Source organism: Microbacterium sp. NPDC055665 (genome assembly GCF_053618035.1).
Genome location: NZ_JBSHGY010000001.1, coordinates 501,284 through 524,867, shown reverse-complemented (window position 1 = coordinate 524,867; position 23,584 = coordinate 501,284). Strand labels below are relative to the sequence as shown.

At 67.0% G+C, this 23,584-nt stretch carries 27 protein-coding genes and 1 tRNA gene; 14 read left to right on the top strand and 14 right to left on the bottom strand.

The annotated features are described in order from the left end of the window. The first annotated feature begins 70 nt into the window (after window positions 1-70). Window positions 71-2,404: an arylsulfatase gene (locus tag ACWGO6_RS02560; protein ID WP_452325769.1), complete on the top strand. Its 2,334-nt coding sequence runs from the start codon at window positions 71-73 to the stop codon at window positions 2,402-2,404. Between the two features lie 52 nt (window positions 2,405-2,456). Here ACWGO6_RS02560 and ACWGO6_RS02555 read toward each other — a convergent pair whose 3' ends face one another. Continuing rightward, window positions 2,457-3,410: an HAD family hydrolase gene (locus ACWGO6_RS02555; protein ID WP_452325768.1), complete on the bottom strand. Its 954-nt coding sequence runs from the start codon at window positions 3,408-3,410 to the stop codon at window positions 2,457-2,459. Window positions 3,411-3,698: 288 nt separating this feature from the next. Here ACWGO6_RS02555 and ACWGO6_RS02550 point away from each other — a divergent pair, with 288 nt between their 5' ends. Then, entirely contained in the window at window positions 3,699-4,043 is a 345-nt protein-coding gene (locus ACWGO6_RS02550; protein WP_136043355.1) for a hypothetical protein, read from the top strand. A gap of 218 nt (window positions 4,044-4,261) precedes the next feature. On the opposite strand, the gene ACWGO6_RS02545 is transcribed toward ACWGO6_RS02550, so the two are convergent. Continuing rightward, window positions 4,262-5,197 carry a hypothetical protein gene (locus ACWGO6_RS02545; RefSeq protein ID WP_452325767.1) on the bottom strand — a complete coding sequence of 312 codons (936 nt, stop codon included), beginning with the start codon at window positions 5,195-5,197 and terminating at the stop codon, window positions 4,262-4,264. A 502-nt stretch (window positions 5,198-5,699) separates the two neighbouring features. Between ACWGO6_RS02545 and ACWGO6_RS02540 the strand changes: the two genes are divergently transcribed. Continuing rightward, window positions 5,700-6,029 (top strand): hypothetical protein, encoded by a 330-nt coding sequence (locus tag ACWGO6_RS02540; RefSeq protein ID WP_240745155.1) that lies wholly within the window; start codon window positions 5,700-5,702, stop codon window positions 6,027-6,029. A 236-nt stretch (window positions 6,030-6,265) separates the two neighbouring features. Here the strand turns inward: ACWGO6_RS02540 and ACWGO6_RS02535 are convergent, their stop codons facing one another. The 3 genes from ACWGO6_RS02535 to ACWGO6_RS02525 are packed head-to-tail and all read right to left on the bottom strand — an operon-like array spanning window position 6,266 to window position 7,722. Next, entirely contained in the window at window positions 6,266-6,604 is a 339-nt protein-coding gene (locus tag ACWGO6_RS02535; protein ID WP_452325766.1) for a MoaF-related domain-containing protein, read from the bottom strand. Between the two features lie 27 nt (window positions 6,605-6,631). Next, complete coding sequence (locus ACWGO6_RS02530; RefSeq protein ID WP_452325765.1) at window positions 6,632-7,321, bottom strand: NADPH-dependent F420 reductase; 690 nt, start codon at window positions 7,319-7,321, stop codon at window positions 6,632-6,634. 20 nt (window positions 7,322-7,341) lie between these two features. Then, window positions 7,342-7,722: a DUF2255 family protein gene (locus ACWGO6_RS02525; protein WP_452325764.1), complete on the bottom strand. Its 381-nt coding sequence runs from the start codon at window positions 7,720-7,722 to the stop codon at window positions 7,342-7,344. 186 nt (window positions 7,723-7,908) lie between these two features. Here ACWGO6_RS02525 and ACWGO6_RS02520 point away from each other — a divergent pair, with 186 nt between their 5' ends. After that, window positions 7,909-8,763, top strand: coding sequence for a helix-turn-helix transcriptional regulator (locus tag ACWGO6_RS02520; protein ID WP_452325763.1), 855 nt, complete (start codon window positions 7,909-7,911; stop codon window positions 8,761-8,763). 43 nt (window positions 8,764-8,806) lie between these two features. On the opposite strand, the gene ACWGO6_RS02515 is transcribed toward ACWGO6_RS02520, so the two are convergent. The 3 genes from ACWGO6_RS02515 to ACWGO6_RS02505 all read right to left on the bottom strand — a co-directional run bounded on the left by ACWGO6_RS02515 (window position 8,807) and on the right by ACWGO6_RS02505 (window position 10,823). Then, on the bottom strand, window positions 8,807-9,685 hold the full coding sequence (locus tag ACWGO6_RS02515) for a helix-turn-helix domain-containing protein (protein ID WP_452325762.1): 879 nt from the start codon (window positions 9,683-9,685) through the stop codon (window positions 8,807-8,809). Between the two features lie 66 nt (window positions 9,686-9,751). After that, a complete protein-coding gene (locus ACWGO6_RS02510; protein ID WP_452325761.1) occupies window positions 9,752-10,456 on the bottom strand; it encodes an SDR family NAD(P)-dependent oxidoreductase in 705 nt (234 codons plus the stop codon). A gap of 1 nt (window position 10,457) precedes the next feature. Continuing rightward, on the bottom strand, window positions 10,458-10,823 hold the full coding sequence (locus ACWGO6_RS02505) for a cyclophilin-like fold protein (protein WP_452325760.1): 366 nt from the start codon (window positions 10,821-10,823) through the stop codon (window positions 10,458-10,460). Window positions 10,824-10,951: 128 nt separating this feature from the next. On the opposite strand from ACWGO6_RS02505, the gene ACWGO6_RS02500 reads away from it, so the two are divergent. Genes ACWGO6_RS02500 through ACWGO6_RS02480 form a run of 5 tightly spaced genes read left to right on the top strand, consistent with a single transcriptional unit; the run spans window position 10,952 to window position 14,565 of the window. Further along, window positions 10,952-12,193: a multidrug effflux MFS transporter gene (locus tag ACWGO6_RS02500; protein WP_452325759.1), complete on the top strand. Its 1,242-nt coding sequence runs from the start codon at window positions 10,952-10,954 to the stop codon at window positions 12,191-12,193. Window positions 12,194-12,215: 22 nt separating this feature from the next. Then, a complete protein-coding gene (locus ACWGO6_RS02495) occupies window positions 12,216-13,241 on the top strand; it encodes a zinc-dependent alcohol dehydrogenase family protein (protein ID WP_452325758.1) in 1,026 nt (341 codons plus the stop codon). A 57-nt stretch (window positions 13,242-13,298) separates the two neighbouring features. Further along, the gene (locus ACWGO6_RS02490; RefSeq protein WP_452325757.1) at window positions 13,299-13,709 is read left to right on the top strand and encodes a cupin domain-containing protein; all 411 of its coding nucleotides are present in this window, start codon (window positions 13,299-13,301) and stop codon (window positions 13,707-13,709) included. Next, window positions 13,706-14,029 carry a carboxymuconolactone decarboxylase family protein gene (locus ACWGO6_RS02485; protein WP_194764287.1) on the top strand — a complete coding sequence of 108 codons (324 nt, stop codon included), beginning with the start codon at window positions 13,706-13,708 and terminating at the stop codon, window positions 14,027-14,029. Before ACWGO6_RS02490 ends, ACWGO6_RS02485 begins: the two co-directional genes overlap by 4 nt. Then, window positions 14,026-14,565: a cyclophilin-like fold protein gene (locus ACWGO6_RS02480; RefSeq protein ID WP_452325756.1), complete on the top strand. Its 540-nt coding sequence runs from the start codon at window positions 14,026-14,028 to the stop codon at window positions 14,563-14,565. Before ACWGO6_RS02485 ends, ACWGO6_RS02480 begins: the two co-directional genes overlap by 4 nt. A 49-nt stretch (window positions 14,566-14,614) precedes the next feature. Here the strand turns inward: ACWGO6_RS02480 and ACWGO6_RS02475 are convergent, their stop codons facing one another. Further along, the gene (locus tag ACWGO6_RS02475) at window positions 14,615-15,184 is read right to left on the bottom strand and encodes a TetR/AcrR family transcriptional regulator (RefSeq protein ID WP_136043342.1); all 570 of its coding nucleotides are present in this window, start codon (window positions 15,182-15,184) and stop codon (window positions 14,615-14,617) included. 91 nt (window positions 15,185-15,275) lie between these two features. Between ACWGO6_RS02475 and ACWGO6_RS02470 the strand changes: the two genes are divergently transcribed. From ACWGO6_RS02470 to ACWGO6_RS02460, 3 genes are read left to right on the top strand one after another with little or no spacing between them, the layout of a single operon-like run. Then, a complete protein-coding gene (locus ACWGO6_RS02470; RefSeq protein ID WP_452325755.1) occupies window positions 15,276-16,115 on the top strand; it encodes an SDR family NAD(P)-dependent oxidoreductase in 840 nt (279 codons plus the stop codon). Between the two features lie 27 nt (window positions 16,116-16,142). Further along, the gene (locus ACWGO6_RS02465) at window positions 16,143-17,249 is read left to right on the top strand and encodes an SDR family NAD(P)-dependent oxidoreductase (protein WP_452325754.1); all 1,107 of its coding nucleotides are present in this window, start codon (window positions 16,143-16,145) and stop codon (window positions 17,247-17,249) included. Next, the gene (locus ACWGO6_RS02460; protein WP_452325753.1) at window positions 17,221-17,538 is read left to right on the top strand and encodes a hypothetical protein; all 318 of its coding nucleotides are present in this window, start codon (window positions 17,221-17,223) and stop codon (window positions 17,536-17,538) included. The genes ACWGO6_RS02465 and ACWGO6_RS02460 overlap by 29 nt, the downstream gene beginning before the upstream one ends. 236 nt (window positions 17,539-17,774) lie before the next feature. On the opposite strand, the gene ACWGO6_RS02455 is transcribed toward ACWGO6_RS02460, so the two are convergent. After that, window positions 17,775-17,847 (bottom strand) — tRNA-Arg (locus ACWGO6_RS02455). A 16-nt stretch (window positions 17,848-17,863) separates the two neighbouring features. Then, the gene (locus ACWGO6_RS02450) at window positions 17,864-18,679 is read right to left on the bottom strand and encodes an SGNH/GDSL hydrolase family protein (RefSeq protein ID WP_452325752.1); all 816 of its coding nucleotides are present in this window, start codon (window positions 18,677-18,679) and stop codon (window positions 17,864-17,866) included. Between the two features lie 92 nt (window positions 18,680-18,771). Here ACWGO6_RS02450 and argS point away from each other — a divergent pair, with 92 nt between their 5' ends. Both argS and ACWGO6_RS02440 read left to right on the top strand, forming a co-directional pair. Continuing rightward, the gene (gene argS, locus ACWGO6_RS02445; protein ID WP_452325751.1) at window positions 18,772-20,436 is read left to right on the top strand and encodes an arginine--tRNA ligase; all 1,665 of its coding nucleotides are present in this window, start codon (window positions 18,772-18,774) and stop codon (window positions 20,434-20,436) included. Between the two features lie 40 nt (window positions 20,437-20,476). Then, a complete protein-coding gene (locus ACWGO6_RS02440; protein WP_452325750.1) occupies window positions 20,477-21,325 on the top strand; it encodes an LmeA family phospholipid-binding protein in 849 nt (282 codons plus the stop codon). A gap of 19 nt (window positions 21,326-21,344) precedes the next feature. On the opposite strand, the gene ACWGO6_RS02435 is transcribed toward ACWGO6_RS02440, so the two are convergent. The 3 genes from ACWGO6_RS02435 to ACWGO6_RS02425 are packed head-to-tail and all read right to left on the bottom strand — an operon-like array spanning window position 21,345 to window position 23,540. Then, a complete protein-coding gene (locus ACWGO6_RS02435; RefSeq protein WP_452325749.1) occupies window positions 21,345-22,082 on the bottom strand; it encodes an alpha/beta fold hydrolase in 738 nt (245 codons plus the stop codon). Then, entirely contained in the window at window positions 22,079-22,663 is a 585-nt protein-coding gene (locus ACWGO6_RS02430) for a TetR/AcrR family transcriptional regulator (protein ID WP_452325748.1), read from the bottom strand. The genes ACWGO6_RS02435 and ACWGO6_RS02430 overlap by 4 nt, the downstream gene beginning before the upstream one ends. Further along, window positions 22,641-23,540, bottom strand: a complete 900-nt coding sequence (locus ACWGO6_RS02425) for an alpha/beta fold hydrolase (protein WP_136043230.1) — start codon at window positions 23,538-23,540, stop codon at window positions 22,641-22,643. Before ACWGO6_RS02425 ends, ACWGO6_RS02430 begins: the two co-directional genes overlap by 23 nt. Between the last annotated feature and the right edge of the window lie 44 nt (window positions 23,541-23,584).

Sequence of the window (23,584 nt, the reverse complement as noted above, 5' to 3'; positions counted from 1 at the left end):
CTTCCCCGTACGCGAAGGCGATACTCGGGACGGGCAGGCAAACCGGCAACCCGTGATCGAAGGAGAGAAGATGTCGGAATTCAATTCGGACTTCGCAGGGAAGATCTCGCTGGACGTGCGCGACTCGGTCCCGGACTGGTCGCCGTACGAACTGAAATCGGCGCCCGAGGGTGCCCCCAACGTCCTCGTCGTCCTCTATGACGACACCGGGATGGCGTCCTGGTCGCCCTACGGGGGCCGGATCAACATGCCGACGATGGACCGGCTCGCCAAAGACGGGCTCACCTATACGCAGTGGCACACCACATCGCTGTGCTCGCCCACGCGATCGACCATGCTCACCGGGCGCAACCATCACGTCAACCGTGCCGGGGTCATCATGGAGGGCACGAACGGATTCCCCGGACTCGCGGGTCGGCTGCCGGCCGAGTGCGCGACGATCGGGCAGATCCTCCAGGAGAACGGGTACTCGACCTTCTGGGTCGGCAAGAACCACAACGTGCCGGAAGAGGACAACGCCCCCGGTGGCCACCGTTCGATGTGGCCGCTGCAGCTCGGCTTCGACCGCTTCTACGGCTTCCTCGGCGGAGAGACGAACAACTGGTACCCCGACCTCGTCGAGGACAACCACTTCATCGAGGCGCCGGCGACTCCCGAAGAGGGATACCACCTCTCCAAGGACCTCGCCGATCAGGCGCTGAGCATGATCCGCAACCAGCAGGCATCGAACCCCTCCAAGCCCTGGTACATGTGGTTCTGTCCTGGTGCCAACCACGCTCCGCATCACGCGCCGCAGGAGTACATCGACAAGTACAAGGGCGCCTTCGACGACGGTTACGACGCCTATCGCGAATGGGTGCTCGCCCGCATGGTCGAGAAGGGTGTGGTGCCCGAGGGGACCGCGCTGACCCCCGTCAACCCGCTGCCGGAGGACGTCGCGAATCCCGCTGACTTCGTGCGCCCCTGGGACGAGCTGAGCGACGACGAGAAACGGCTGTTCGCGCGGTTCGCCGAGGTGTTCGCCGGCTTCTCCGAGTACACCGACGCGCAGGTCGGGCGGGTCATCGACTATCTCGAGGAGACCGGCCAGCTCGACAACACGCTCGTCTTCTACTGCGCGGACAACGGGGCCTCGGGGGAGGGATCGCCCAACGGATCGGTCAACGAGAACAAATTCTTCAACGGCTACCCGGATGACCTCCAGGAGAACCTGGCGATGCTTGATCGACTGGGCTCGGCTGACACGTACAACCACTATCCGACCGGATGGGCCGTCGCGTTTTCGACGCCGTTCCAGATGTTCAAGCGCTACTCGCAGTACGCGGGCGGAACGTGCGACCCGATGGTGATCCACTGGCCCAAGGGCATCGCCGCCAAGGGTGAGATGCGCCACCAGTACCACCACTCCGTCGACGTGGTCGCGACGGTGCTCGACGTCGTCGGCGTCGAGATGCCCGAGACGTATCGCGGCGTGAAGCAGCAGCCGCTCAACGGTGTGTCGATGAAGTACAGCTTCGATGCCGCGCCCGACGCACCCACTCAGAAGAAGACCCAGTACTACGCGATGCTCGGCACCCGCGGCATCTGGAAGGACGGATGGAAGGCGGCGGCCGTGCATGCGCCGCTCACCGGACGTGGGAACTTCGAGGCGGACGTGTGGGAGCTCTACAACGTCGAGGAGGATCGCTCCGAGTCGAACGACCTCGCCGCGAGCCATCCTGAGAAGCTCCAGGAGCTGATCGACGCGTGGTTCGAGGAGGCGGATGCGAACTTCGTGCTCCCGTTGGACGACCGCTCGGCACGTGACCAGCTCACGGTCGAGCGCCCCCAAGCGGAGCCGCCGCGTGAGCGCTACATCTATTACCCGGGCTCGGCGGCGATCCCGGAGAGCGTGGCCGTGAACGTCCGTGGTCGGTCGTACAAGATCATCGCTGACGTGGTGCTCGACGAGGGCGCCCAGGGCGTGCTCTTCGCCCACGGCTCGCGCTTCGGGGGTCATTCGCTGTTCCTCAAGGACAACCGACTGACCTACGTCTACAACTTCCTCGGGATCCCGCCGGAGCAGAGCTTCACGTCCGAGGAGTTGACGCCGGGGCCGCATACGCTCGGTGTGGAGTTCACCCGCGAGTCGGCGGGTGAGCACGGCGAGTCGCTCGGCACCGCCACGCTGTACGTCGACGACCGCGCGGTGGCGTCCGGTCCCATGCGGGCGCAGATCGGCAAGTTCACCCTGTGCGGCGATGGACTGTGCGTCGGCTGGGACAGTGCGGATCCGGTGAGCAGTCAGTACAGCAACCCGTTCCCGTTCACCGGCGGCAAGCTGCTCGGTGTCGGGGTCGACGTGAGCGCGGAGCAGTATCGCGATCTCGAACTCGAGGCGGCGGCCATGCTCTCGCGAGAGTAGCCGCACGAAAGAAGGCCCGGAGAGTATCGCTCTCCGGGCCTTCTGCGTCGTCTCAGGCTCCGTCGACCTCGGACGATGCCGCGGGGAAGACGGTCGCCCAGTCATCCTTGACGCTCACGACGGTGTACCCGGCGCCCGAGGCGGATGCGAGGGCCTTCTCGGCGCCCGCATCGTAGGGCGCGTCGCCGCGGTCGGCGTCGTCGTGGTGGATCAGCATCGCGAACCCGGGGCGCGGGCCCTTGCGGGCGAAATCGAGCATGGCCGTGTCACCGTTCGAATTCCCGCCGGCGAACAGCGGGCGCCGACCGATGCGGCTCCAGATCCGGATCGGCTTCTCGGGCCCGTCGTCGAAGAAGGCGAGGGAAGACGAGTACCGCACGGTGGCACCCGCGTCGTCCCAGCTGAGGCCGAAAGCGGAGCCCACCACGCGCTCGGGCGGGATGCCGTAGTTGGCCTGCGTCATCGGGCGCATGAAGTCGCGCTCGCCCCCCGACACGATGTAGCAGGTGAACCCGTGGTGCTCGAGATAGCGGAGCAACTCGATCATCGGCTGATAGACCGCGTCGGCGTACGGGCGCTTCAGTAGCGGATGCTGAGCTGTGCGGTAGAACTCGGCGACCGACGCGGCGTAGTCCTCGACGCTCATGCCGTCGGTGAGGCCGACGAGGGCCTGGATGATGGTCTTCAGGTCCGAGTCATCGCCTCCGTAGTGCTTGTCGATCGCTGTGCTCAGCCAGCCGAAGTCGCCGCTCACGGCCGCCAGATACGGCTGTCGCTCGGCGAGCTCCGGGTTGTGCTCTGCTGCGAGACGCCATTGCTCCACGACGTAATGCAGTTGCGTGGGCATCGGCTTCTCCGACCACAGCGTCCCGTCGTTGTCGAACACGGCGATGCGCTCTTCGACGGGCACCGCGTCCGGTCCCTCGGTGACGGAGGCGATGAACGCCTCGATGGCACTGCGCGTGGAGGTGTCGCGCCAGGAGGGAAGGGAGCTGTGATCGGTCATGTCGGGGTCCTCGCTTCTCGATGAGTGGGCGGCGATGGCCTCCAGAGTCGCATCCGCGGTCTCCTCGTGCAGCCCTCCGTCACCCGGTCGGGGCGATGCGGAAGGCCCCGCACGCGCGGCCGCCGTCGGAGCACAGTCACGGATGGGTGGGCCGCCGCGGAGCCCTACTGAATCACCGTGACGGCGAATCCGCAAGGGGGTCACGTGCGGAAATGACTCGACCCTAGTGTGAAAGTGCCGCCCCGGACCCGGTGGCGAGACGCATCCGGACGAGTCCAGGGAGTGAGCATGAAGACACTCGTCACCCAGGTCGGAAGCTATCTGACCGGCGACGCGACGGCCGATGCGGTGGTGCAGTACTGGCTGGCGTTGACCGAGGAGCGGCGGAACGATGTCGTCGAGATCCCCGTCGTCGGATCGGGTGGCGAGCGCGTGAACGTCCGTCTGGCGCTCGGAGCGATGCTCCCCATCGCCGTGGTCGAAGCAGACCTCGCACCGGAGATCGACGATGACGAGGGAGCGGCGAGAAGACTGCTCGCGCGGGCACGTACGCTGACGCCGAAGGCCGTGCCCGCCTTCGAGCCGGGGGAGGAGCCCGAGGGGCTGGCCGGGTTCGAGTCCTCGCTGGTGTGAAGCCGCCTGCCCGATGCGACTGCGTCACTGCCGCGCCCGTCGCCCGGTCGACTGCGCTGGATCCCGCCGTGCTGCTGTTGATCTGATGTGGGTTGTACGCGGAGGATGTCTTGCCGCGTGATTCCGGGGGAGTTTGAGCGGCTATGCCGAGTCGATCCTCCACGGGCTGAGAGGTAATCCTCTATTTTCTCTATATCGCTGCGAGCGGGCATCCACGACTAATTCGTGCTGGCGTGCGTGTGAGTCAGGCGGGACCCGACCGGTGGGTAACGCGAGCGACCCGTGCAGCGAGGGTTTCGGTGGCATGCCGGTACGTCATCATCGAGGCGAGGAGTGCGTTTGTCGTGTGTGCGAGGTTCATAGATGCGACGACATAGAGGGTGCCGTCCTCGTTGTCGACGGTGTCGCCGTGCTTGCTCGTGCTCATCATGCGTAGGGGGGGAGGGATGGGTGAGGCCGGAAATGAGTCGCCAGACGGCGGAGGCATACTTGCCGTTCAGGTCCGGGTAGTCGGTCGCTTGCTCGACAATGACACTGTGCCCGGGCGCGCCGCCGACGTAGTCGTCGACGCTGATGCCTTCAGTTTCGGCGATCTTCGCCATCTGGTGCAGGTGGCGCTTCCGGCGAACAACTCCGCCGCGGATCGCGGCTTGCGAGGCTGACCTTCCTTGGGGCGTGCTCAGGTCAGCGAGCTTCGCCGCGGCCTTGATGAGGGTCAAGTCGTAGTCGATGTCGGTTGTGCGGAGCTGGAGGAGCCGGATGATGCGGTCGCGTTGAATGTCGGGTCGGAGCAGCCATAACGCCGTGGAGGCGGACTCGAGAGCGGCACGCAGTAGAGGGAAGTGCGCGGTGACGCGGTGCTCGAGCTGTGCTCCGTCTGGAAGGAGCAGCTGCTTGGTGGCGGCCAGGTTGTCGGTGGCCATCGACATGCACGACGCGACGAAGTGGCTCAGGTGGAGCCAGCTCGTGCGTCGGTCGTCGTCACCGAGCTCCGAGGTGGGCTTCGCTCGAAGTTGAGCGATGGTCGCGTAGCGCGCAAGGATCGAGTCGATTTGACGCAGCCGGTCGGTTAAGACGCGCGACGCATCGAGTTCGTCGGGCTCAGTGACCGGAACGCGGATAAGGCCCCGCTCAGGCCACGGGGGATGCGCCATGGCTCGACCATATCGGCGCAACGCCTCCGAGCATCGAACGGCGTCAGCAGCCTCAGTTGCGTGTCGAGAGGATGGAGAAGGCGTATATCCGGTAATCGCGCGGTGGATGCAGCTGACGTTCGCCAAGGAGCTACGCCTTGCCGCCATCGACTCCGTAGCGCGTAGCGCTACTGGCTCACCGCGCGAGGGGCGTCACGCCCGCCAGGAATCTGGAGGGCGATCTCAGGTCGCCGCGTCGCGCAAGGTCGTCAGGCCTCGGATGGGGGTTCCGCCTGCCGGTGCAAGTAGTCCAGGAAGGACTCTTGAGTAGTCCGTTCGGTTGCAGGCGGGTCCGACCGACGTTGCAACCGGATCGAGCCGTCAGCACGCGCCTCCTCGACGGAATGTCGTCGACCATCCATAGTGTTGCCGGGAGGTGATCGGTTGTCGGTCGCATGACTTCAGAATAGAACATAGCTTCGAATGTTGCTACCCTGAGGTCAGGCCGGAGAAGGGAGCCGGCATGGGGTCCAGCAAGCGTCTCGCTGCTCACTACGACATGCGCTCCCAGCACCAGGCGATCCTCGCCGCAGCTCGATCCGGCCCCCTCCAATCCCTTACGGACCGCGAACTCCGCCTTCGAGAACAGCCGGTCACGATCTACCCCCAGCCGTACCGTGCGGTCCGGGCGTGGGTGCGCTTCGGCCCGGAAGCCATCCGCGTGGACGCCAAGCTCGCCCGCTCCACGCCATCGGCCGCAGGTATCGAGTTCCGTGCCGGCGACACCACGTTTCGATGCTGGGTCTGGGGTAATGCAGTTGAAGTGGGTGGAGCGTTCGACGATTCGTCATGAAGTTGAGACGGAGTATACGGCTATCGGCGGACGCTACGCTCGGCTCGAGATCACGCGTGATGCGTGAGCACGAGGATTTCATTCTCACGGTCGCGGGTGCTAGCCCGTCGAACAAGATCGCCAGGGCGAAGGAACTGCCCTTTGCCTCGGCTGGACGTACGAAAGGCCGGGAACGCGACAGTAGCGTCGCTATTCCCGGCCTTCTCACGCATGGAAGCGTGGGTCAGCGTCGGCGCTCAGCGCACCTTGGTCCAGGTGCCGTGCAGCTGCACGAATTCTCCACCGACGACGGATGAGGCCATGCAAGTTCCGTTCGTGTAGTCCTCGATGTGGGTGACGTGGTCGAGGGAATCGGGTTCGGTCCACCGCACCACGTAGAGGCCGCCGCGGACCTGGGTGGTGGTGTACTCCATCGTCTCGGTGCGACCCTTGATGGCGCCTCCGGTCACGAGGAACGACACGCGCGTTTCGGTTTCGAAGGCGATCTCAACGGTGAAGTGTCCGAGCGGGGTGTCGGGGCCGAGGTCGGCGAGCCAGGTCTCTCCGACGCTGGGCAGGATTGCAGTGTTGTTCATCATTTCTCTTTCGCTGTTCTTTGGGGTTCAGTTCGCGCGCGTGACGTTGATGTTGAAGTCGAACGTCCCGAACGCGTTGTACAGGGTGAAGAACAGGCGGGCGTACATTTCCACGCCGCGGGCTCCGGTGATGTCGCCCAGGTCGATGATGGACTCGGTCGGCCATCCGAATTCGCCGAGGAGTCCCTCGACGACGTGCTTGGCGTCGGAGTCGTCGCCGGCGACGAAGATGCTGTGCGGGCCTGGTACTCGGGTGGGGTCGATCATCACCTGGTAGTACACCGACGTCAGCGACTTCACGACTCGAGTGTCCGGGAAGGCACGCTGGATCTGCTCGCCCAGGCTGTCAGTATTGGAGACGGTGAGGGTCGGCGGGAATCCCTTCGAGAGGTCGAGGGGGAGCGCGAGATCGAGCAGGACCTTGTCGGCCAACGGGGCGGCACCGACGCCTTCGAGCGCCGCGAGGGCGTTCTGTCCGTTCGAGGCGTTGATGACGACCTCACCGTGCTTACCCGCGTCGGGGAGGGGGAGGAGACGCACCTGGGGGTTGCCCTGCTGCCACTGGGCAAATGGCGGTGTGCCCATCCCGTCGGCCGTGGTCCGGGCGAGAGTGTCGTCGACATCGCGGGTGCCGATGGCGACGTCGTGGCCGAGGCCGGCGAGGCGCGCGGCGAGGCCGCGTCCGACCATCCCAGTGCCGATGATGGCGATCTTCATAGGTGTCTCGTTTCTTTGAATCACGCGGTTGCGCGGGGTGTGATCTCGACGGTCGCCGCCTGGGGGCCGGCGGCGAGCATCGGGGGCAGGTAGCTGCTGCCGTCGTACTTGCGGCGGTATGCAGCGTCGATCTGACCTTCGAGGGCACTGTCTGCGGGCGCGAACGTCACTTCGAACGTGTCGCCTGCTGCGGTGATCCGGCCGCCGCGCTGCGCAATCGCCGACTGGTACCACCGGGAACGCGTGCCGTTCCAGGCGCGGACGAACAGCCGACCATCGACGACGACGGACCAGATCCAGGTGGGCGTGCCGTAGGTCGATCCGTCTGCACGGAACGGGGCGATATGCAGGTCGTCTGTAGCCGCGATGCGGGTGATGTCAGGAGTAGACCAGGCGGTCATTAGCTCGTTCCTTTCGTCGCCGCTCACGTGTGGGCGGCGCAAGTGCAGCACGTCCCACGTGGGCGGGTGATTCCATGCTCCGTCCGAAGACCAGCTCGTGGCAGTCCCTGACAGGGAACCCCACCGCCGGAACACGAGACGTAACCTCTCTGTATGCAGATCGAGCATGAGATCAAGGACTTCCTGATGACCCGCCGGGCACGGATCACCCCGGAGATGGCGGGACTGCCGTTTGCGGGTGGGAGCGACAGGCGCGTAGCGGGCCTGCGCCGGGAGGAAGTCGCGATGCTCGCAGGACTCAGCGTGGAGTACTACACGAGGATGGAACGGGGAAAGATCGGCGGTGCCTCGGAGAGCGTCCTGGACGCGGTAGCGCGCGCACTGCAATTGGATGCCGACGAACGCGCGCACCTGAACGACCTCGCCCGCAACGTCGCGCCGAGTCCGCGCCGAAAATCACCCGCGAAGGCATCGCCCATCTCGTCGTCGGTGCAACAGGTGCTGGACTCCATGACAGTCCCTGCGGTGGTGCAGAACGAGCGACTAGACATTCTCGCCGCCAACGGCCTCGGCCGCGCGCTCTACAGCGCTTTGCTCGATGGTAGTCAGCGCCCGAACTTCGCTCTGTTCGCATTCCTGGACAGCCGTGCAGCGGACTTCTACACGAACCTCGACGATGCGAGAGATCTCTGCGTCGCCGTTCTTCGCGCGACCGCCGGACGCGACCCATTGGACCAGCAGACCACCCAGCTGGTCGGCGAGCTGTCGACCCGTAGCGCTGACTTCCGTCAGCGATGGGCGAAGCACAACGTGCACCGGCACATGCGTGGCCGAAAGGTCATCAATCACCCCGTTGCCGGGCTGCTGGATGTCACCTATAACGACTTCGCTCTACCTGGTGACCGCCACCTCTCCATCACCACGTACACCGCCGACCCGGGTACGCCCTCGGCCGACAACCTCACGCTGCTCGCCACCTGGGTCGACACCCAGAGCGAGGTGGCCCTGGCGGCACCGAAGGAGATCCCGTCGCGCCCATGACGCCGCTGGTAGCTGCTCCGCCCGGGTCGCGTCTCGTCCGCGTTTACGCGGGAGGAGTGGTGCGTACCGAGCTCTCGGCAGCCCAGGAGGCGAGAAGGGCCAAGCGCTCCGCCGACGGCGAGCCCGGTTCCGCAGAGTAGATCAGCATGACCTGCCCGGGTTCCGCGGTGAGAGCGAGTTCCTCGTAGACCAGGGTGAGCTCGCCCACCACCGGGTGCTGGAAGCGCTTGATGCCCGAACCGTGCGTGCGGACGTTGTGCGCCGCCCAGAGCGTCCGGAAGACATCGCTACGAGTCGAGAGCTCCCCGACGAGGTCTTGGATGCCCTTGTCATGCGGGTCTCGTCCTGCCTCGGCGCGGATGACCGCGACGCACATCTCGGCGAACAGGTCCCAGTCGGGATAGAAGTCGTGGGCCGCGGGGTCGAGGAACTGGAACCGAGCGAGGTTGGGCACTCGCCCGCCGTCGCCGATGACCGGGGAGTAGAACGCGCGTCCGAGCGCGTTGGTCGCGATGAGGTTCTGTCGCTGGTCGCGAACGAACGCGACGGCGTCGGTGATGGAGTCCAGGGCCCATTGCAGGCTCGGGCGCGGCGCGGAGGTCCTCACGGCTCGACGGCGGTTGCGGCCGGAAGACGGTATGCCGTCAGCGGCCCGGGCCAGGTCGAGCAGGTGGGAATGCTCGGCGTCGGTGAGCTGCAGAGCACGGGAGACGGCGTCCAGCACGGACGCGGATGCTCCGGCGATGGCTCCGCGCTCGAGTTTGCTGTAGTACTCCACGGAGACACCGGCGAGCATGGCGACCTCGCTGCGACGCAGTCCTGCCACTCTCCGGTTCGTTCCTGCAGGAAGGCCCGCAGACTCCGTAGTCAGGTGCGCGCGGCGCGTCATCAGGAACTCGCGAACCTCTGCTCGATTGTCCATGGGATCAGCGTACGGTTCCTGCCCCGCGGGAGGGATGCCCTGAGAGTGCACCCCTCACGCCGCCATTCATCCGGCGAGTGTCACGCCTGTGGTCTCTGCGAGCGCGGCGAGCAGGTGCTCGTGGAAGATCGAGTCCGCCGCTGCGGCAGCGGGCCGCTGGGTGCTCAGATGGTGCCAGTACCCGCCGGTGCGCGGCGTGATCGACTCGGCGGTCGACAGGTGCACCTGGGTGAGGTGCCCTTCGCGAAGGTCGTCCGGCGCCCCGGAACCGCCCATCCTCGTTGGCACCCATCCGGGGTCCACCGCATGGACGAGGGTGTCTGGCCAACGAGTCGCGAGAGCGAGGGCCATGGCCGTCGCCCAGAGCTTGCTGTCGCTGTACGATCCGGAACCGCTCCGCAAGCCCGTAAGGTCGGTGCCTCCACCGCGATGCATGGAACTGCTCAGGTAGATGAGCCGCTCAGGACGATGCATCGACGCGGTAAGAACGTAGGGTGCGAGGGTGTTGACCCGCACAGCGTCCGGCGAATGCAGCGCCCCGGCATTGTGCACGACGGCGTCGAACCGACCGAACGCGTCAGCTTCTCGGGCAAGCTGCTTCACAGCGTCGACGTCGGTGAGGTCCCCGGTGAGGGTTCCCCGCCACCCGCCGCGAGGCACGCGAGAGAGTGTGCGCGCGTGCACGACGACATCATGCCCGTCGCCAGCGAGGGCCCGCGCGGTGGCGAGGCCGAGACCGGTGGACGCCCCGGTCACCAGGATCAGCGACATCTCAGGCCTCGTCGCTCAGCGACGTGATGCGGATGCTGGTGCCATCCGGCAGTGCCTGGATCTCCTCGACCGGCAGATCGAGTGTCCCCATTCTCACGAGTCCTGACCACTGGCCGACGTGGCCGTAATGGAGCACGATGCCCCGTGTCGGCGCGTAGTATCCGATCTCGCCCGGATGCGGGGAGTCTGCATCCGGGACACCTGTGACGCTCAGGGGTGAATCCAGGGTGGCGACCTTCTCGACGCCGTTGAAGTCCGAGAACGTCAGCGTGACGGGCAGCTGCGACACGAACTCGGCCGCCACAGGGTGCGGGAAGAGCTCCGCGCTGAAATCTGGACCGGCAGCGGCGGACAGTCGTACTCTCATCGGTTGATACTCCTCAGGTGGTCCGAGCCTCTCATTCTGCAAGCGCTATGTCACGCGAAGGGTTCCCTGTCAGTACACCTCTCGCCAGGGACTCCCGACGACCCGTCGGGCGGAGAACACTGGTGTGCATGATGTCCTCCGCCACGCAACCGAAGATGAGTCGGATGCTGCCTGCGCTCTTGCTGGTGCTGACCGTGTTCGGTCCGATCTCCATGGACCTGTACCTGCCCGCGCTTCCGGCGCTCACGCAGCAGTTGGGTGCGGCGACGTCCGTCGCGCAGCTCACTGTCACCGCGTGCCTCATCGGGCTCGCTGCGGGCCAGCTGCTCGCCGGGCCGCTGTCCGACCGGTACGGCCGACGGATCGTCCTCGTGATCGGGATCGTCGCCTACGTGGCGACGTCGCTGCTGTGCGCGTTCAGCCCGACGGTCGAGACACTCATCGCCGCCCGCTTCGTGCAGGGGCTCGCCGGCGGAGTGGGGATCGTCATCGCGAACGCGGCCGGCCGCGACGTCTATGCCGGCTCGCAGCTGATCCGGTTCTACGCACGACTGACCGTCGTGGGCGGCCTCGCGGCCATCGTCGGTCCGCTGCTGGGCGGAGTTCTGACGACGTTCACCGATTGGCGCGGTCTGTTCGTGTTCCTCGCCGTCGCGGGAGCTGCGATCCTCGCGTTCGTTCTCTTCGTGTTCGGGGAGACGCTTCCACGTGACCAGCGCACCTCCGGTGGGTTCGGTCACACCCTCCGCGACTTCGGAACGCTGTTGCGGGACCGCGCGTTCCTCGGAGCGGTACTCAACCAGGGGTTCCTCTACGCCGCATTGTTCGCCTACCTCTCCGGTGCCACCTTCGTCCTGCAGGACATCTACGGGCTCTCCCCGCAGTGGTACGCCGCCGCGTTCGGTCTGAACTCCGCCGGTTTCATGGTGTTCGGTCACTTCGCAGGGCAAGCGGCAGAGAGATGGAGCGTGGGCGGCATGCTCGCCGTCGGCGTGGCCGTGACCGCGGCCGGAGCTCTCGGGCTGCTTCTCGCCGGTGTGGTGGCCGTCCCCCTCTGGGTCGTCGTCCTCTCCCTGTTCACGCTGGCCAGCGGCGTAGCCATCGCCTCCCCGCCCGCGACCGCCATCGCACTCAGCGGATATCCGCAGATGGCGGGCACCGCAGCCTCTCTCCTCGGAATGGCTCGCTTCGGCTTCGGTGGTATCGCGGCACCCTTCGTCGGCGTCGCCGGAGCGCTCAGCATCCTGCCACTCGGCGTCGTCACCACCGTCTCGGCCGTGCTCGCCGCCCTCGCATGCATCCTCATCGCCCGGCCGCGTCATCACGCGCCCGAACCTGCCGTGACCACGGCATCCGCAACCATCCACTGACCCCCAGAGAAAGGACACCACCATGCGTGGAGTCATGATGTACGCCCCCGGCGACGTGCGAGTCGAAGACCGCGCCGACCCCGTGATCCTCGAACCCACCGACGCCATCATCCGGCTCTCGGCCACCTGCATCTGCGGATCCGACCTCTGGCCTTATCGCGGCGCCGAGGATCTGCAGGAGACGCCTCAGCCGATGGGGCACGAGTACGTCGGCGTCGTCACCGAGATCGGTGCAGACGTCAAGAACGTCGCCGTCGGGGACTTCGTCGTCGGCAGCTTCTTCACCTCCGACAACACCTGCGAGATCTGTCAGGGCGGCTACCAGTCCCACTGCGTGCACCGCACGCCCATCGGGGCCGAGGGCACTCAGGCGGAACTCGCCCGGATCCCGAACGCCGATGGCACGCTCGTCGCCACTCCCGGCCAGCCCGACGAGGATCTGATCCCTTCCCTGCTCGCCGCCTCCGACGTGCTCGGCACGGGGTGGTTCGCTGCCGTCGCGGCGAACGCCGGACCGGGTAAGACCGTCGCCGTCGTCGGCGATGGAGCTGTCGGCCTGCTTGGCATCCTCGCAGCCAAGCAGCTCGGTGCCGAGCGCATCATCGCGATGTCGCGCCACGCCGACCGGCAGGAACTCGCGCGTCGGTTCGGCGCCACCGACATCGTCGAAGAGCGCGGCGATGAAGGAGTCGCGAAGGTCAAGGAGCTGACCGACGGACTCGGCGCGCACTCCGTCATCGAAGCGGTCGGCACGCAGGCATCCATGGAACAGGCGATCCGCTCCGCCCGACCCGGCGGCCACGTCGGATACGTCGGCGTCTCGCACGACGTCTCCCTCGACGGATTCGAACTGTTCTTCTCCGGCGTGACCCTGCACGGAGGCCCGGCACCCGTCCGTCGCTTCCTGCCCGAGCTCATCCAGCTCATCTGGGATCGCAAGATCGATCCCGGCGTGGTCTTCGACCTCACGCTCCCGCTCGAGCAGGCTGCCGAGGGGTACACCGCCATGGATCAGCGCACCGCCACCAAGGTGCTGCTGACCGTCTGAACCGCTGTGGGGCGGACGGGCTGCCCGTCCGCCCCACGATGAACAGGAGGACCACAGATGAACGTCGAACCCGCCGCAGCCACCGCCAAGAACCCGCCTGAGCAGTTCGCCGGAGACGTCTGGGTGGACATGATCGCCGTCCCGCACGAGGACGACCAGCGCATGTCGGTCGCAGTCGTCAAGTTCGCTCCCGGCGCCCGCACCGCCTGGCACTCGCACGCCCGCGGACAGTACCTGCGAGTCACGCAGGGAATCGCCCGCTTCGGCACTCGCGACGGCGAGATCATCGAGGTTTACCCCGGACAGACGCTGTACACCCCGCCAGGCCAGGATCACTGGCACGCATCCGCAGGTGACACGTTCATGGAGCACATCGCGATGCTCGAGAACGGCGACGACCCCGCAACCACCACCGTGTGGAAGGAACACATCACCGACGACGAGTACGAAGGGAAGGCAACACGATGACCGGATGGACCGGAGGGCAACGAGCCGTGGGCGACATCGCCCCCGCACTCGCGCACTACACCGACAAGATCCTCTTCGACGAGGTCTGGGCTCGCCCCGAGCTCTCTCCACGCGACCGCAGCCTCGCCACCGTCTCCGCGCTGGTGACGCTCGGCGCCACGGACCAACTGACCTTCCACCTCGGCTACGCACGAGACAACGGCATCACCGAACAGGAACTCATCGAGACCATCACACACCTCGCCTTCTACACCGGGTGGCCCCGCGCCATGGCCGCCATCGGGGCCGCACGAGCCGCGTTCGCCGATGAGGACACATGACGATGAGTCGAAGGCTACGGCTCTCCCTCGCCGCCCTCGCGGTAACCGCGACGTTGGCCGCGGGGTGCGCGCCCGCACCGTCCGAACGCGCCTCCTCGGCTCCGACGCCGCAACCCTCCGCCTCACCGTCCCTTGAGGCGCCGTCGACGGAGGCGCCAGTCCCTGGAGACACTCAAGGCGAGATCATCGTCCGCTTCAGCAACGACGACAACCACGCGGACGTGGTGATGGCGGAGGACAGCCCGGCCGTCAGAGACTTCCTCTCGATGCTTCCCCTGGAACTCTCCCTGGAAGACTTCAACCAGAAGGAGAAGATCTCCTACCTCCCCCGAGAGCTCGCGTGGGAAGGAACGTCCGGCTTCGACCCCGAGGACGGGGACCTCATCTACTACACCCCCTGGGGGAACCTCGGCTTCTACTACGACGCCAGCGGCATCGCCTACTCGGACGCGACGCTCAAACTCGGTACGTTCACCGCCACGCGAAGCGAGCTCGACGCCCTCGACGGGCCCGTGACGGTGGACATCGTCCGGTAGCCGGACCTGGGCGGAACTTCGGTGCGACGGAGGAGAGCTGCGCCGCTAGCTACGTGCCGGCGGCGACTCCGGGAAGCACGAGCTGCACCCATCTCTGGCGGGCATCCGCCGGGAGGTCCACCGGCACCGTGGTCAGAAGCAGGAACAAGTCGCTCACCGTGAAGCCGTCGCGCAGGGCGCCGGATGCCTGTCCGAGGCGCAGGATCTCTTCAAAGGCGGCAGAGATGCGAGCCTCAGCGGCCGAATCGTGGGAGGCGTCGACTCCGAGGTTGCGTGCGGCAGCCTTCACGACGTGATGAGCCGACGCAGACTCTCCCACACGCTCAATGAATCCGGCGACTTCATCGAGGGCTGATGTGTCACGCGCTCGCACGCGAGCGAGTGACTCTTCGGCGTCGATGGCGGTCGCCTCCACGTACTCCGACACGATTCCGGCGACCAGTGCGGCCTTCGTGGGGAAGTGTCGGTAGAGCGTTCCGACCGCAACCCCGGCGGCGCGCGCAATCTCATCCATACCGACGTCGATGCCGCGCTCCGCGATCTCCGCGCGGGCGGCCTGCACGATCTTCGCGCGATTGCGGACGGCATCCGCTCGCAGCGGCCGTTGTTCGCTCGCCATGAGCCTATTCTCCTCGCTTACCGAACATGAACTAGCCGTTCATGTTAAACTGAACTCAGCGTTCAGTTTACCGTTACCTTCAGGAGAGAACATGCCTCAGCGAACCATCGTCATCACCGGAGCCTCAGACGGCATCGGTGCCGCCGCCGCCCATACCTTTGCCGAACAGGGGGACCGTTTGCTGCTCGTGGGCCGCCGCGCGGACAAGCTGACGGCGGTCGCGCGCCCTCTGGGCGCAGAGACCTTCATCGCGGACTTCGAGAAGCTGGACGACGTCCGGCGCCTCGCTGACCAGCTCCGCGCCGCGACCGACCAGATCGACGTTCTCGCGAACAATGCCGGCGGGCTCTTCGCCACTTACGTCATGACCCAGGACGGCAATGAGCGCACGATGCAGGTGAACCACTATGCGCCGTTCCTGTTGACCAACCTGCTGATGGACGTGCTGACAACGAGTAACGCCACCGTCGTGAACACCTCGAGCGTCGGGCATTCCATGGCGAAGCTCGATCTCGAGGATCTCGACTACCAGCACAGCAACTACGCGACCATGCGGGCATACGGCAACTCCAAGCTCGCGAACATCCTCTTCACCAAGGGGCTGCACAAGCGATTCCACGACCAGGGTCTGAACGCGGTCGCCTTCCATCCCGGCAACATCTCTTCCAACTTCGCCAAGGAGGAGGGCAGCGCATGGATGAAGCTCATCTACAACACACCTCTCGCGAAGATGCTGTCGACTCCGCAGTATGGGGCGGACAACCTCGCCTGGCTCGCCAACGGCACCCCCGGAGTGACCTGGACATCGGGCGAGTACTACACCGACAAGCGCACGCCGCTGAAGCGCCCCACCTCCCAGTCCGTCGACGCCGATCTCGCGGACGCGTTCTGGACGGAGAGCGCCCGCCGCGTCGGACTCGCTCAGGCCTGACCGTACCCCCCCCAATGAAAGGACACCATGAGCAAGACATGGTTCATCACCGGCGCCAGCCGCGGCTTCGGTAAGGAGTTCGCGAAGGCCGTCCTCGGACGAGGCGACCAGGTCGCAGCGACCGCCCGCGACACCAACGACCTCGCCGACCTCGTCGAAGAATTCGGCGACCTCATCCTTCCCCTGCAACTCGACGTCACCGACCGCGAGCGCGTCTTCGACGCCGTCGCCGAGGCGCGCAACACCTTCGGACGCCTGGACGTCGTCGTCAACAACGCCGGCTACGGACTCTTCGGCACCGTCGAGGAGATCACCGAAAAGCAACTGCGCGACCAGCTCGAGGTCAACCTGTTCGGTGTGTTCCACGTCACGCAAGCGGTGCTGCCGATCCTGCGTGAACAGGGCGCCGGGCACATCATCCAGATCTCCACCGTCGGTGGAGTCACCGCGTTCCCCGGAACCGCCGGATATCACGCGTCCAAGTGGGCGCTCGAGGGTCTGACCGAGTCTCTCGTTCAGGAAGTCGCGGGCTTCGGGATCAAGGTGACGCTGGTGGAGCCGGGCGGATTCGCCACCGACTGGGCGGGCAGCAGCGCCGTCCACGCGGCGGCGCAGCCCCAGTACGACGAACTGCGCGCCAACCTCGCCGCACAGTACGAGCAGATGGGGGATGCGGCTATCGGCAATCCCGCAGGCACGGGACCGGCAATCCTGGAGGTCGCAGACGCGGAAGAGCCGCCACTGCGCGTCTTCTTCGGCGCGTTCCCCACCCAGGTCGTCCCCGCTGTGTTGGGCTCAGTCTCGCCTGGATCAGTGGCAGAGCGACGTAGCGGCGCGCGCCCCGTATCTCTTCAGCCGCAAAGAGCTGCCGGACGCGAAGGGACGCACCCCCTGGATGTGCCCCGCAGCTGGCAACTCACCGACCGCGTCTTGCCCGCGCAAGCCCACCAATTTGGCATCCGGCAAGGTCCCTCTGACCATCATCAGGCGACCGGTCGAAGGGCCCGCGAAGGTCTGCGACAACAAGACGAGTACCACTTTCCCCGCAGAAGCGGGAGGCAAGTTCGCTCAGGAGTACCAGTACGGTTCCAAGGAGTGGCGCGAGATGTATGGCCATGGCCGCAACAGCGTTGAATCCTTCAACGCCTACCTCAAGGACGGCGGCACTCACGCGCTCGAGGACGGTTCCCGCCGACGCCTACGCGGCTCCGCAGCCCAGTACTTCCTCGCCACGATGACCGTCGTCGCGGCGAACCTCGACAAGATCATCGACTTCGCCGCGCAGAAGACCGAGGACGGCGACGACTACGAGGCGGGCATCGAGGCACCGCGCGCGAAGCAACGCAAGCCGCGTCGTAACTCGGCACTCCAGCGCGTTACCCACCAGCGTGGGCGAGCGCGACGAAACCCTGTCCGTACATAGCTCACGACAGGGTCGATACTTCATACCCCACCGGCTCGAAGGTCGGCGCCAGCATACCCAGAAGCGGGTTTCGGTGCCGGCCATCGAGCCTTTTCTGCGCCTAAATGGTGCAGCGGGGGTACGAACCGCCAACAAACATGAGCAGCAACGAGAAAAGCCGCCTGAAACCAGGCGGCTTTTCTCGTACTTGGGGGTTACGCGTACGTGATCACATACCATCCGCGTACAACCCGATGTGCCCCCGACAGGAGTCGAACCTGCGACCTACGGTACCGGAAACCGGCGCTCTATCCACTGAGCTACGGAGGCGTACCGATCGACAATATCACTCGTCGGGGGTCGTCTCCGACCCACCGGCTTCGGTGACCGGTGCGGCGCGCAGCTCTTCGAGCGCGGAGGCGAGCTTCTCGGCCAGATACCGGTGCCCGTCGGTGGACGGATGCTTGCGCCCGACCTCGACGTCGATCACGTCGAGGTAGTTCTGCTCGGTGATCCAGTTCTGAGCGATGGGGGAGATGTACCACCAGCCGCGGGCTCCGGCGAGCTCCCCGAGGTCAGCGTCGATCCGCGCGGTCGCGGCGCCGACCGGCAGTTCGTGCGGCGCCGGTCCCAGCACGACGATGACGGCATCCGGGTATGTCGCGGACAGGGCGTCCCAGGCGGCGGTCACGGCCTCGCGGTAGCCCTCGACGCCCCGAGCCCGGTCGTTGATCGAGCCCTGGATGATCACGAGGTCAGGTGCGAGTGTGGGGTCGAGTGCTGCGATGCGCTCCCCGAAGGCCGGGCCGTCGAGTCCGGGCTTCAGGTACCCGCTCCCGCGGACGCCGTCGACGATGGTCTCGCCGCCGATCAGGTCGGCCAGGACGTACGCATAGCCGAGCGTCGGATCGGTCGCGGCCGAGCCGTAGGTCCACGAATCTCCGAACACGAGCACGGTTGGGTGATCGGGCAGGGCGAGCGGCGCGGGTGCGACCGCCTCGGAGGCCGCACCGGCCGCCGCGACCGGGGCTCCGACGGGCGCTGCGGAGGGTGCTGCTGTCCACGGCCGCCACATGCCCAAGACGCCTGCCGAGACGGCGAGGACGAGGGCGATGGCGACCCCTGCGGTGCGCAGTCGACGACGGGTGGCGGGGGCCTTCATGGGATGAGAGTAGATCACTGCGCGCCGATTACGAATTCCGCGCGCCCCGCGCCGTCGGATGGCCTGTCCCCGACCCGTAAACTGGGGAGGCTATGAACCCCGAAACCCTCGCTGCCGCCGTCCTCGCCGTCCTCGCTCCGATCGCCGAGGAACGACGTCCCGGCGAGCTTCTCGGAGTCTCCGCGGCCGACATCGTGCTGGAGCGTCCGCGCAACCGCGAGCACGGCGACTGGGCATCGAACATCGCCATGCGGCTCGCGAAGCCCTTCGGCACGAATCCGCGTGAGCTCGCGCAGCAGATCGCCGACGGCCTCGCCGCCGTCGACGGCATCGCGAGCACCGAGGTCGCCGGTCCCGGATTCATCAACATCCGTCTGGATGCCGCCGCAGCGGGTGCGCTGGCGAAGGTCATCGTCGATGCCGGCACCGCCTACGGCACCAACGCGTCGCAGGCCGGCGTCAGCGTGAACGTCGAGTTCGTCTCGGCCAACCCGACCGGGCCGCTGCACATCGCGCACACCCGCTGGGCGGCGCTCGGCGACTCGATCGTGCGACTGCTGCTCGCCAGCGGAGCGCATGCGGTGCGCGAGTACTACATCAACGACGCCGGAGCGCAGATGGACCGCTTCGCCGTCTCCGTGCTCGCGGCCGCGAAGGGTGAGCCGACGCCCGAGAGCGGGTACCCCGGTGCGTACATCGCGACGCTCGCCGGCCGGGTGCTCGAGTCGCGTCCCGACCTGCTGCAGCTTCCCGACGCCCAGCAGCTGACCGTCGCGATGGAGCTCGCCTACGAGTTCCAGCTCGCCGAGATCAAGAGTTCGCTCGAGCGGTTCAACGTGCCGTTCGACGTCTGGTTCTCCGAGCGCACGCTGCATGCGAAGGACGCATCGGGCACGAGCCTGATCGACCAGGCCGTCGACCGCCTGCGCGAGCAGGGACACGTCTTCGACGAGGAGGGCGCCGTCTGGGTGCGCACGACCGATTTCGGGGACGACAAGGACCGCGTGATCCGCCGTTCGAACGGCGAGTACACCTACTTCGCCGCCGATGCCGCGTACTACCTGAACAAGGGCGATCGTGGCTTCCAGAACAAGATCTACCTCCTCGGGGCCGACCACCACGGCTACGTGCACCGCCTGAAGGCGGTCGCCGGTGCCGCGGGTGAAGACCCGGAGAAGAACGTCCAGGTGCTGATCGGGCAGATGGTGTCGATCAACGGCGCACGCCTCAGCAAGCGGGCGGGCAACATCATCGAGATGGACGACCTGCTCGACTGGCTGGGCACCGACGCGCTGCGGTACTCGCTGGAGCGGTCGCCCGCCGATTCGCCGCTCGACCTGGATCCGGAGCTGCTCCAGAAGCGCACGAACGACAACCCCGTCTTCTACGTGCAGTACGCCCACGCCCGCACGCACAACGTCGGGCGGAACGCGGCCGATTCGGGCGTCGACCGCTCGGAGTTCGCCCCGGAGACGCTCACGCATGAGTCCGAGGCCGCTCTGTTGGGAGCGCTGCAGGAGTTCCCCCGCATCGTCGCGTTCGCCGCCGAGGTCCGCGAGCCGCACCGCGTCGCCCGCTACCTCGAGGAGCTCGCGGGGCTCTACCACCGCTGGTACGACAACTGCCGTGTGATCCCCCAGGGTGACGACCCGATCGAGAGTGTGCACCGCACGCGTCTGTGGCTGAACGACGCCGCCGGTCAGGTGTTCCGCAACGGCCTCGATCTGCTCGGAGTGAGTGCGCCCGAGCGCATGTGATGAGCGCTGCCATCCGGTCGGGTACGGCAGGATGGCAGGCATGAGCGACGACAACCACACCCTGCCGTATCCGGACGCCTCGGCCGAGCATCCGACGCTCGTGATCCCGGGGAACGCCGCCGGTCAGCAGGCCGCTCCCGCGCCGCGGAAGCGCCGCCGCTGGCCGTGGGTGCTGCTGATCGTGGTGGTCGTTCTGGCGCTGCTGGTGGTCGCCGCCGAGTTCATCGCCCGCGCGGTCCTCCCCGGGACCGTGCGGTCGATCGTCATCGAGCAGCTGGATCTCCCTGCGGACCAGCAGCTCGAGGTGGAGACGGAGGGACTGCTGCTCCCGCAGCTCATCAGCGGGTCCCTGGACACGCTGCACCTGTCGACGGACTCGGTGACGCTGGAGGAGATCACGGGCGCGGCCGACGTCACTGCGACCGCCGTCCCGCTGCGCGGCGGCGATCTGGGGGGAGCTGCGGGAACCATCCGCATCGATCAGGAGGAATTCACCTCGCTGCTCACCGGCACCGAGCTTCCCGTCGAGTCGGTCGAGTTCGCTGCCCCCAATGCGACGGTGAGCGGCTCGATCACCGTGTTCGGGGCAGCCGTGCCGCTCTCCCTGACGCTCACGCCTGGCGCCGTGGAAGGGGACCTGGAGCTCACGCCGGTCGCCGCGAGCATCGGCGGACTCGACATCGACCTCGACCAGGTCGGCTCGACGCTGGGGTCACTCGGCGAGGGGCTGACGAGGCCGCAGCGGGTGTGCATCGCCGATCAGCTGCCGGCCGGGCTCACCCTCACCGGACTGGAGATCGTCGACGGCGCAGCCGTGATCGACATCGACGTGGACGGGGCGATCGTCACCGACACATCGCTGCAGGACAAGGGCGTCTGCCCGCGCTGATCGGTTCGGATGGGCACTGTCATCCGCGACGCGCTTCCTCGATGCGCTGCGCGAGCCACTCCGGGCGCTGCAGCGGGATGCCGTGTCCGCATCCGTCGACGACCTCGAGCGTGCTGTGGGGGAGTGCGGCGTGCAGCGCTGCGGCCGAGCGCCTCATGAGCTTCTTCTCCGCTGCCCCGACCAGGATCAGTGCCGCTCCGGGGAACGTCGACCATCCGGCGGGTGGCGCGAACCGCAGATTCTCCTCGACCGAGGTGAGCAGCGTCTCGCGGGAGAGGGACGACGACGTCTGGAGGTAGTCGGCCAGATGAGGCTCCGGCACGAAGAGCTCCCGCGCCTGCAGCCGTGCGAACCTCTCGTTCCTCGCGAGCCCGGCGGTCGCGCCGAGCAGAGCCAGTGTCGGTCCGGTCATGCGCAGGCGCAGCGCCTGGGCGCTGATCACCACGGTCCTTTCGACGAGCTCGGGTCGCACAGCGGCGAGCAGCACGGCGAGTTGTGCTCCGAGGGAGAACCCGACGACGGTGGCCGGGCGTCCCTCCTTCTCGAGGATGCGCGCGAGCAGGTCGACCGTCGCGCGATGCGAGGCGTACGACTGCGCCGCGCTGCGGCCGTGACCGGGGAGGTCCGGCACCAGCACCCTCGCGTGAGGAGGCAGGTGCGCGCGAATCGGCTCCCACATCCACCCGGCCACGCCACCGCCGTGCAGGAGCAGCAGCGGGGGTTCGCCCGTGCGCCCGAAGGTTTCCAGGTGCATCATCTCTCCGTCTCGAAGGCCGCGGACATCCGCCCGATGGTGTCGATCGTGCCCTCCAGCAGTGCCGGGTCGAGCGGTCCGAGCAGCCGCGCCGCCGAGAGCAGCCCGATCGTCGTGCTCGACAGCGCCAGAGCGAGCGTGCGCGGATCGACATCCATGACGATCAGGCCGCGCTCCTGCAGCTCGCGGACCCACTCGACGACCCGCTGATGGCGCTCGCGGTAGCGCCCGTCGGTCTCCTCCATCACGTGGGAGCCGAGGATGCCCTGATCGTCGAGGAAGGCAGCGGTCATCAGGGGGTCGTCGAGCAGCGCGCGTGCCGTCGCGCGACAGGCATCGCTGAGACGAGGATGCTCACCGAGTTCGCCTCGGACCCGATCGGCCATGCGCAGGTTGCCCTGCAGCAGCAGCGCGTCGAGGATGTCGCGCTTGCCGGCGAACTCCAGGTACACGGCGCCCTTCGCGATGCCGGCGCCCTCGGCGATCGCGGCGACGCTCATGGCATCGAACCCGTGCGCGAGCACGAGCGCTCGGGCCGCATCGAGGATGCGCTCCCGTCGGTCAGGTATCCGTGGTCGGGGCACCGGCACTCCTCAACTGTTCGAGCATCGCGGGGATGACGAGGTCGGGTCGGTCGCGCTGCACCCAGTGGCCGGCTCCGGGGACGAGCCGGAGCGATCCGGAAGGCAGAAGTGCGGCCGCCGTCTCGATGCGAGCGACGGGAACTCCGGTGTCGCGATCGCCGTGCACCAGCAGCGTGGGAGTGCGTATGCCCGCGAGCTGATCCGTGTAGACCGTTCGCAGCCGATTCCAGAGCACCTGATCGCGCTGCCATTGTCCGAACGACTCGAGACTAGTTCCTCCGGCGGCTTCGGCGAGGACCGCATCGACGAGCTCGGGGGTGCGTGCCTGCGGGTTGCGCACCAGGTCGCGGAGACCGCGCTCCATCGCGGGGCGGTTCCGTGCGTAGGAGCGGGTCATCGCGGCCAGCAGCCCGGAGCGCAGCAGGAGGAATGAGGTCAGTTGAGTGATCCGTCCGCGGAACCCGTCGGCGAGACGGGGCATCAGGCCGTAACAGCCCAGCAGGATGGCGGTCCGAGCCCGGCCGGGTTGATCGAGCAAGTGCCCGACGCTCATCCCGCCGCCGAGGGAGAGTCCCGCGATCGCGTACTCGCCCAGACCGAGCGCGTCGACCAGCTCGCCGACGTGCCGCACGAGTCTCTCCTGGGTGAGGGGCCAGTCGGCCCGGGGGCTGTGCCCGAATCCGGGATGATCCGGCGCGATGACTCGGTGCCCCGCGTCCGCGAGTGCGGGCCCGACCTCGCCCCACGAGAGCTCGGCGCTGTCGGCACCGCCGCCGTGCAGGAGCAGGACGGGAAGCCCGGTCTCCGCAGCCGGCCGCCACTCCAGGGCGGAGACCGCGGCATGCGGAAGGTCGATGACCGTGCGTCGGGCGTCCATGGCGTCCTCTCGTTGTGACCAACATAGCCGGTTCGGTCACAACG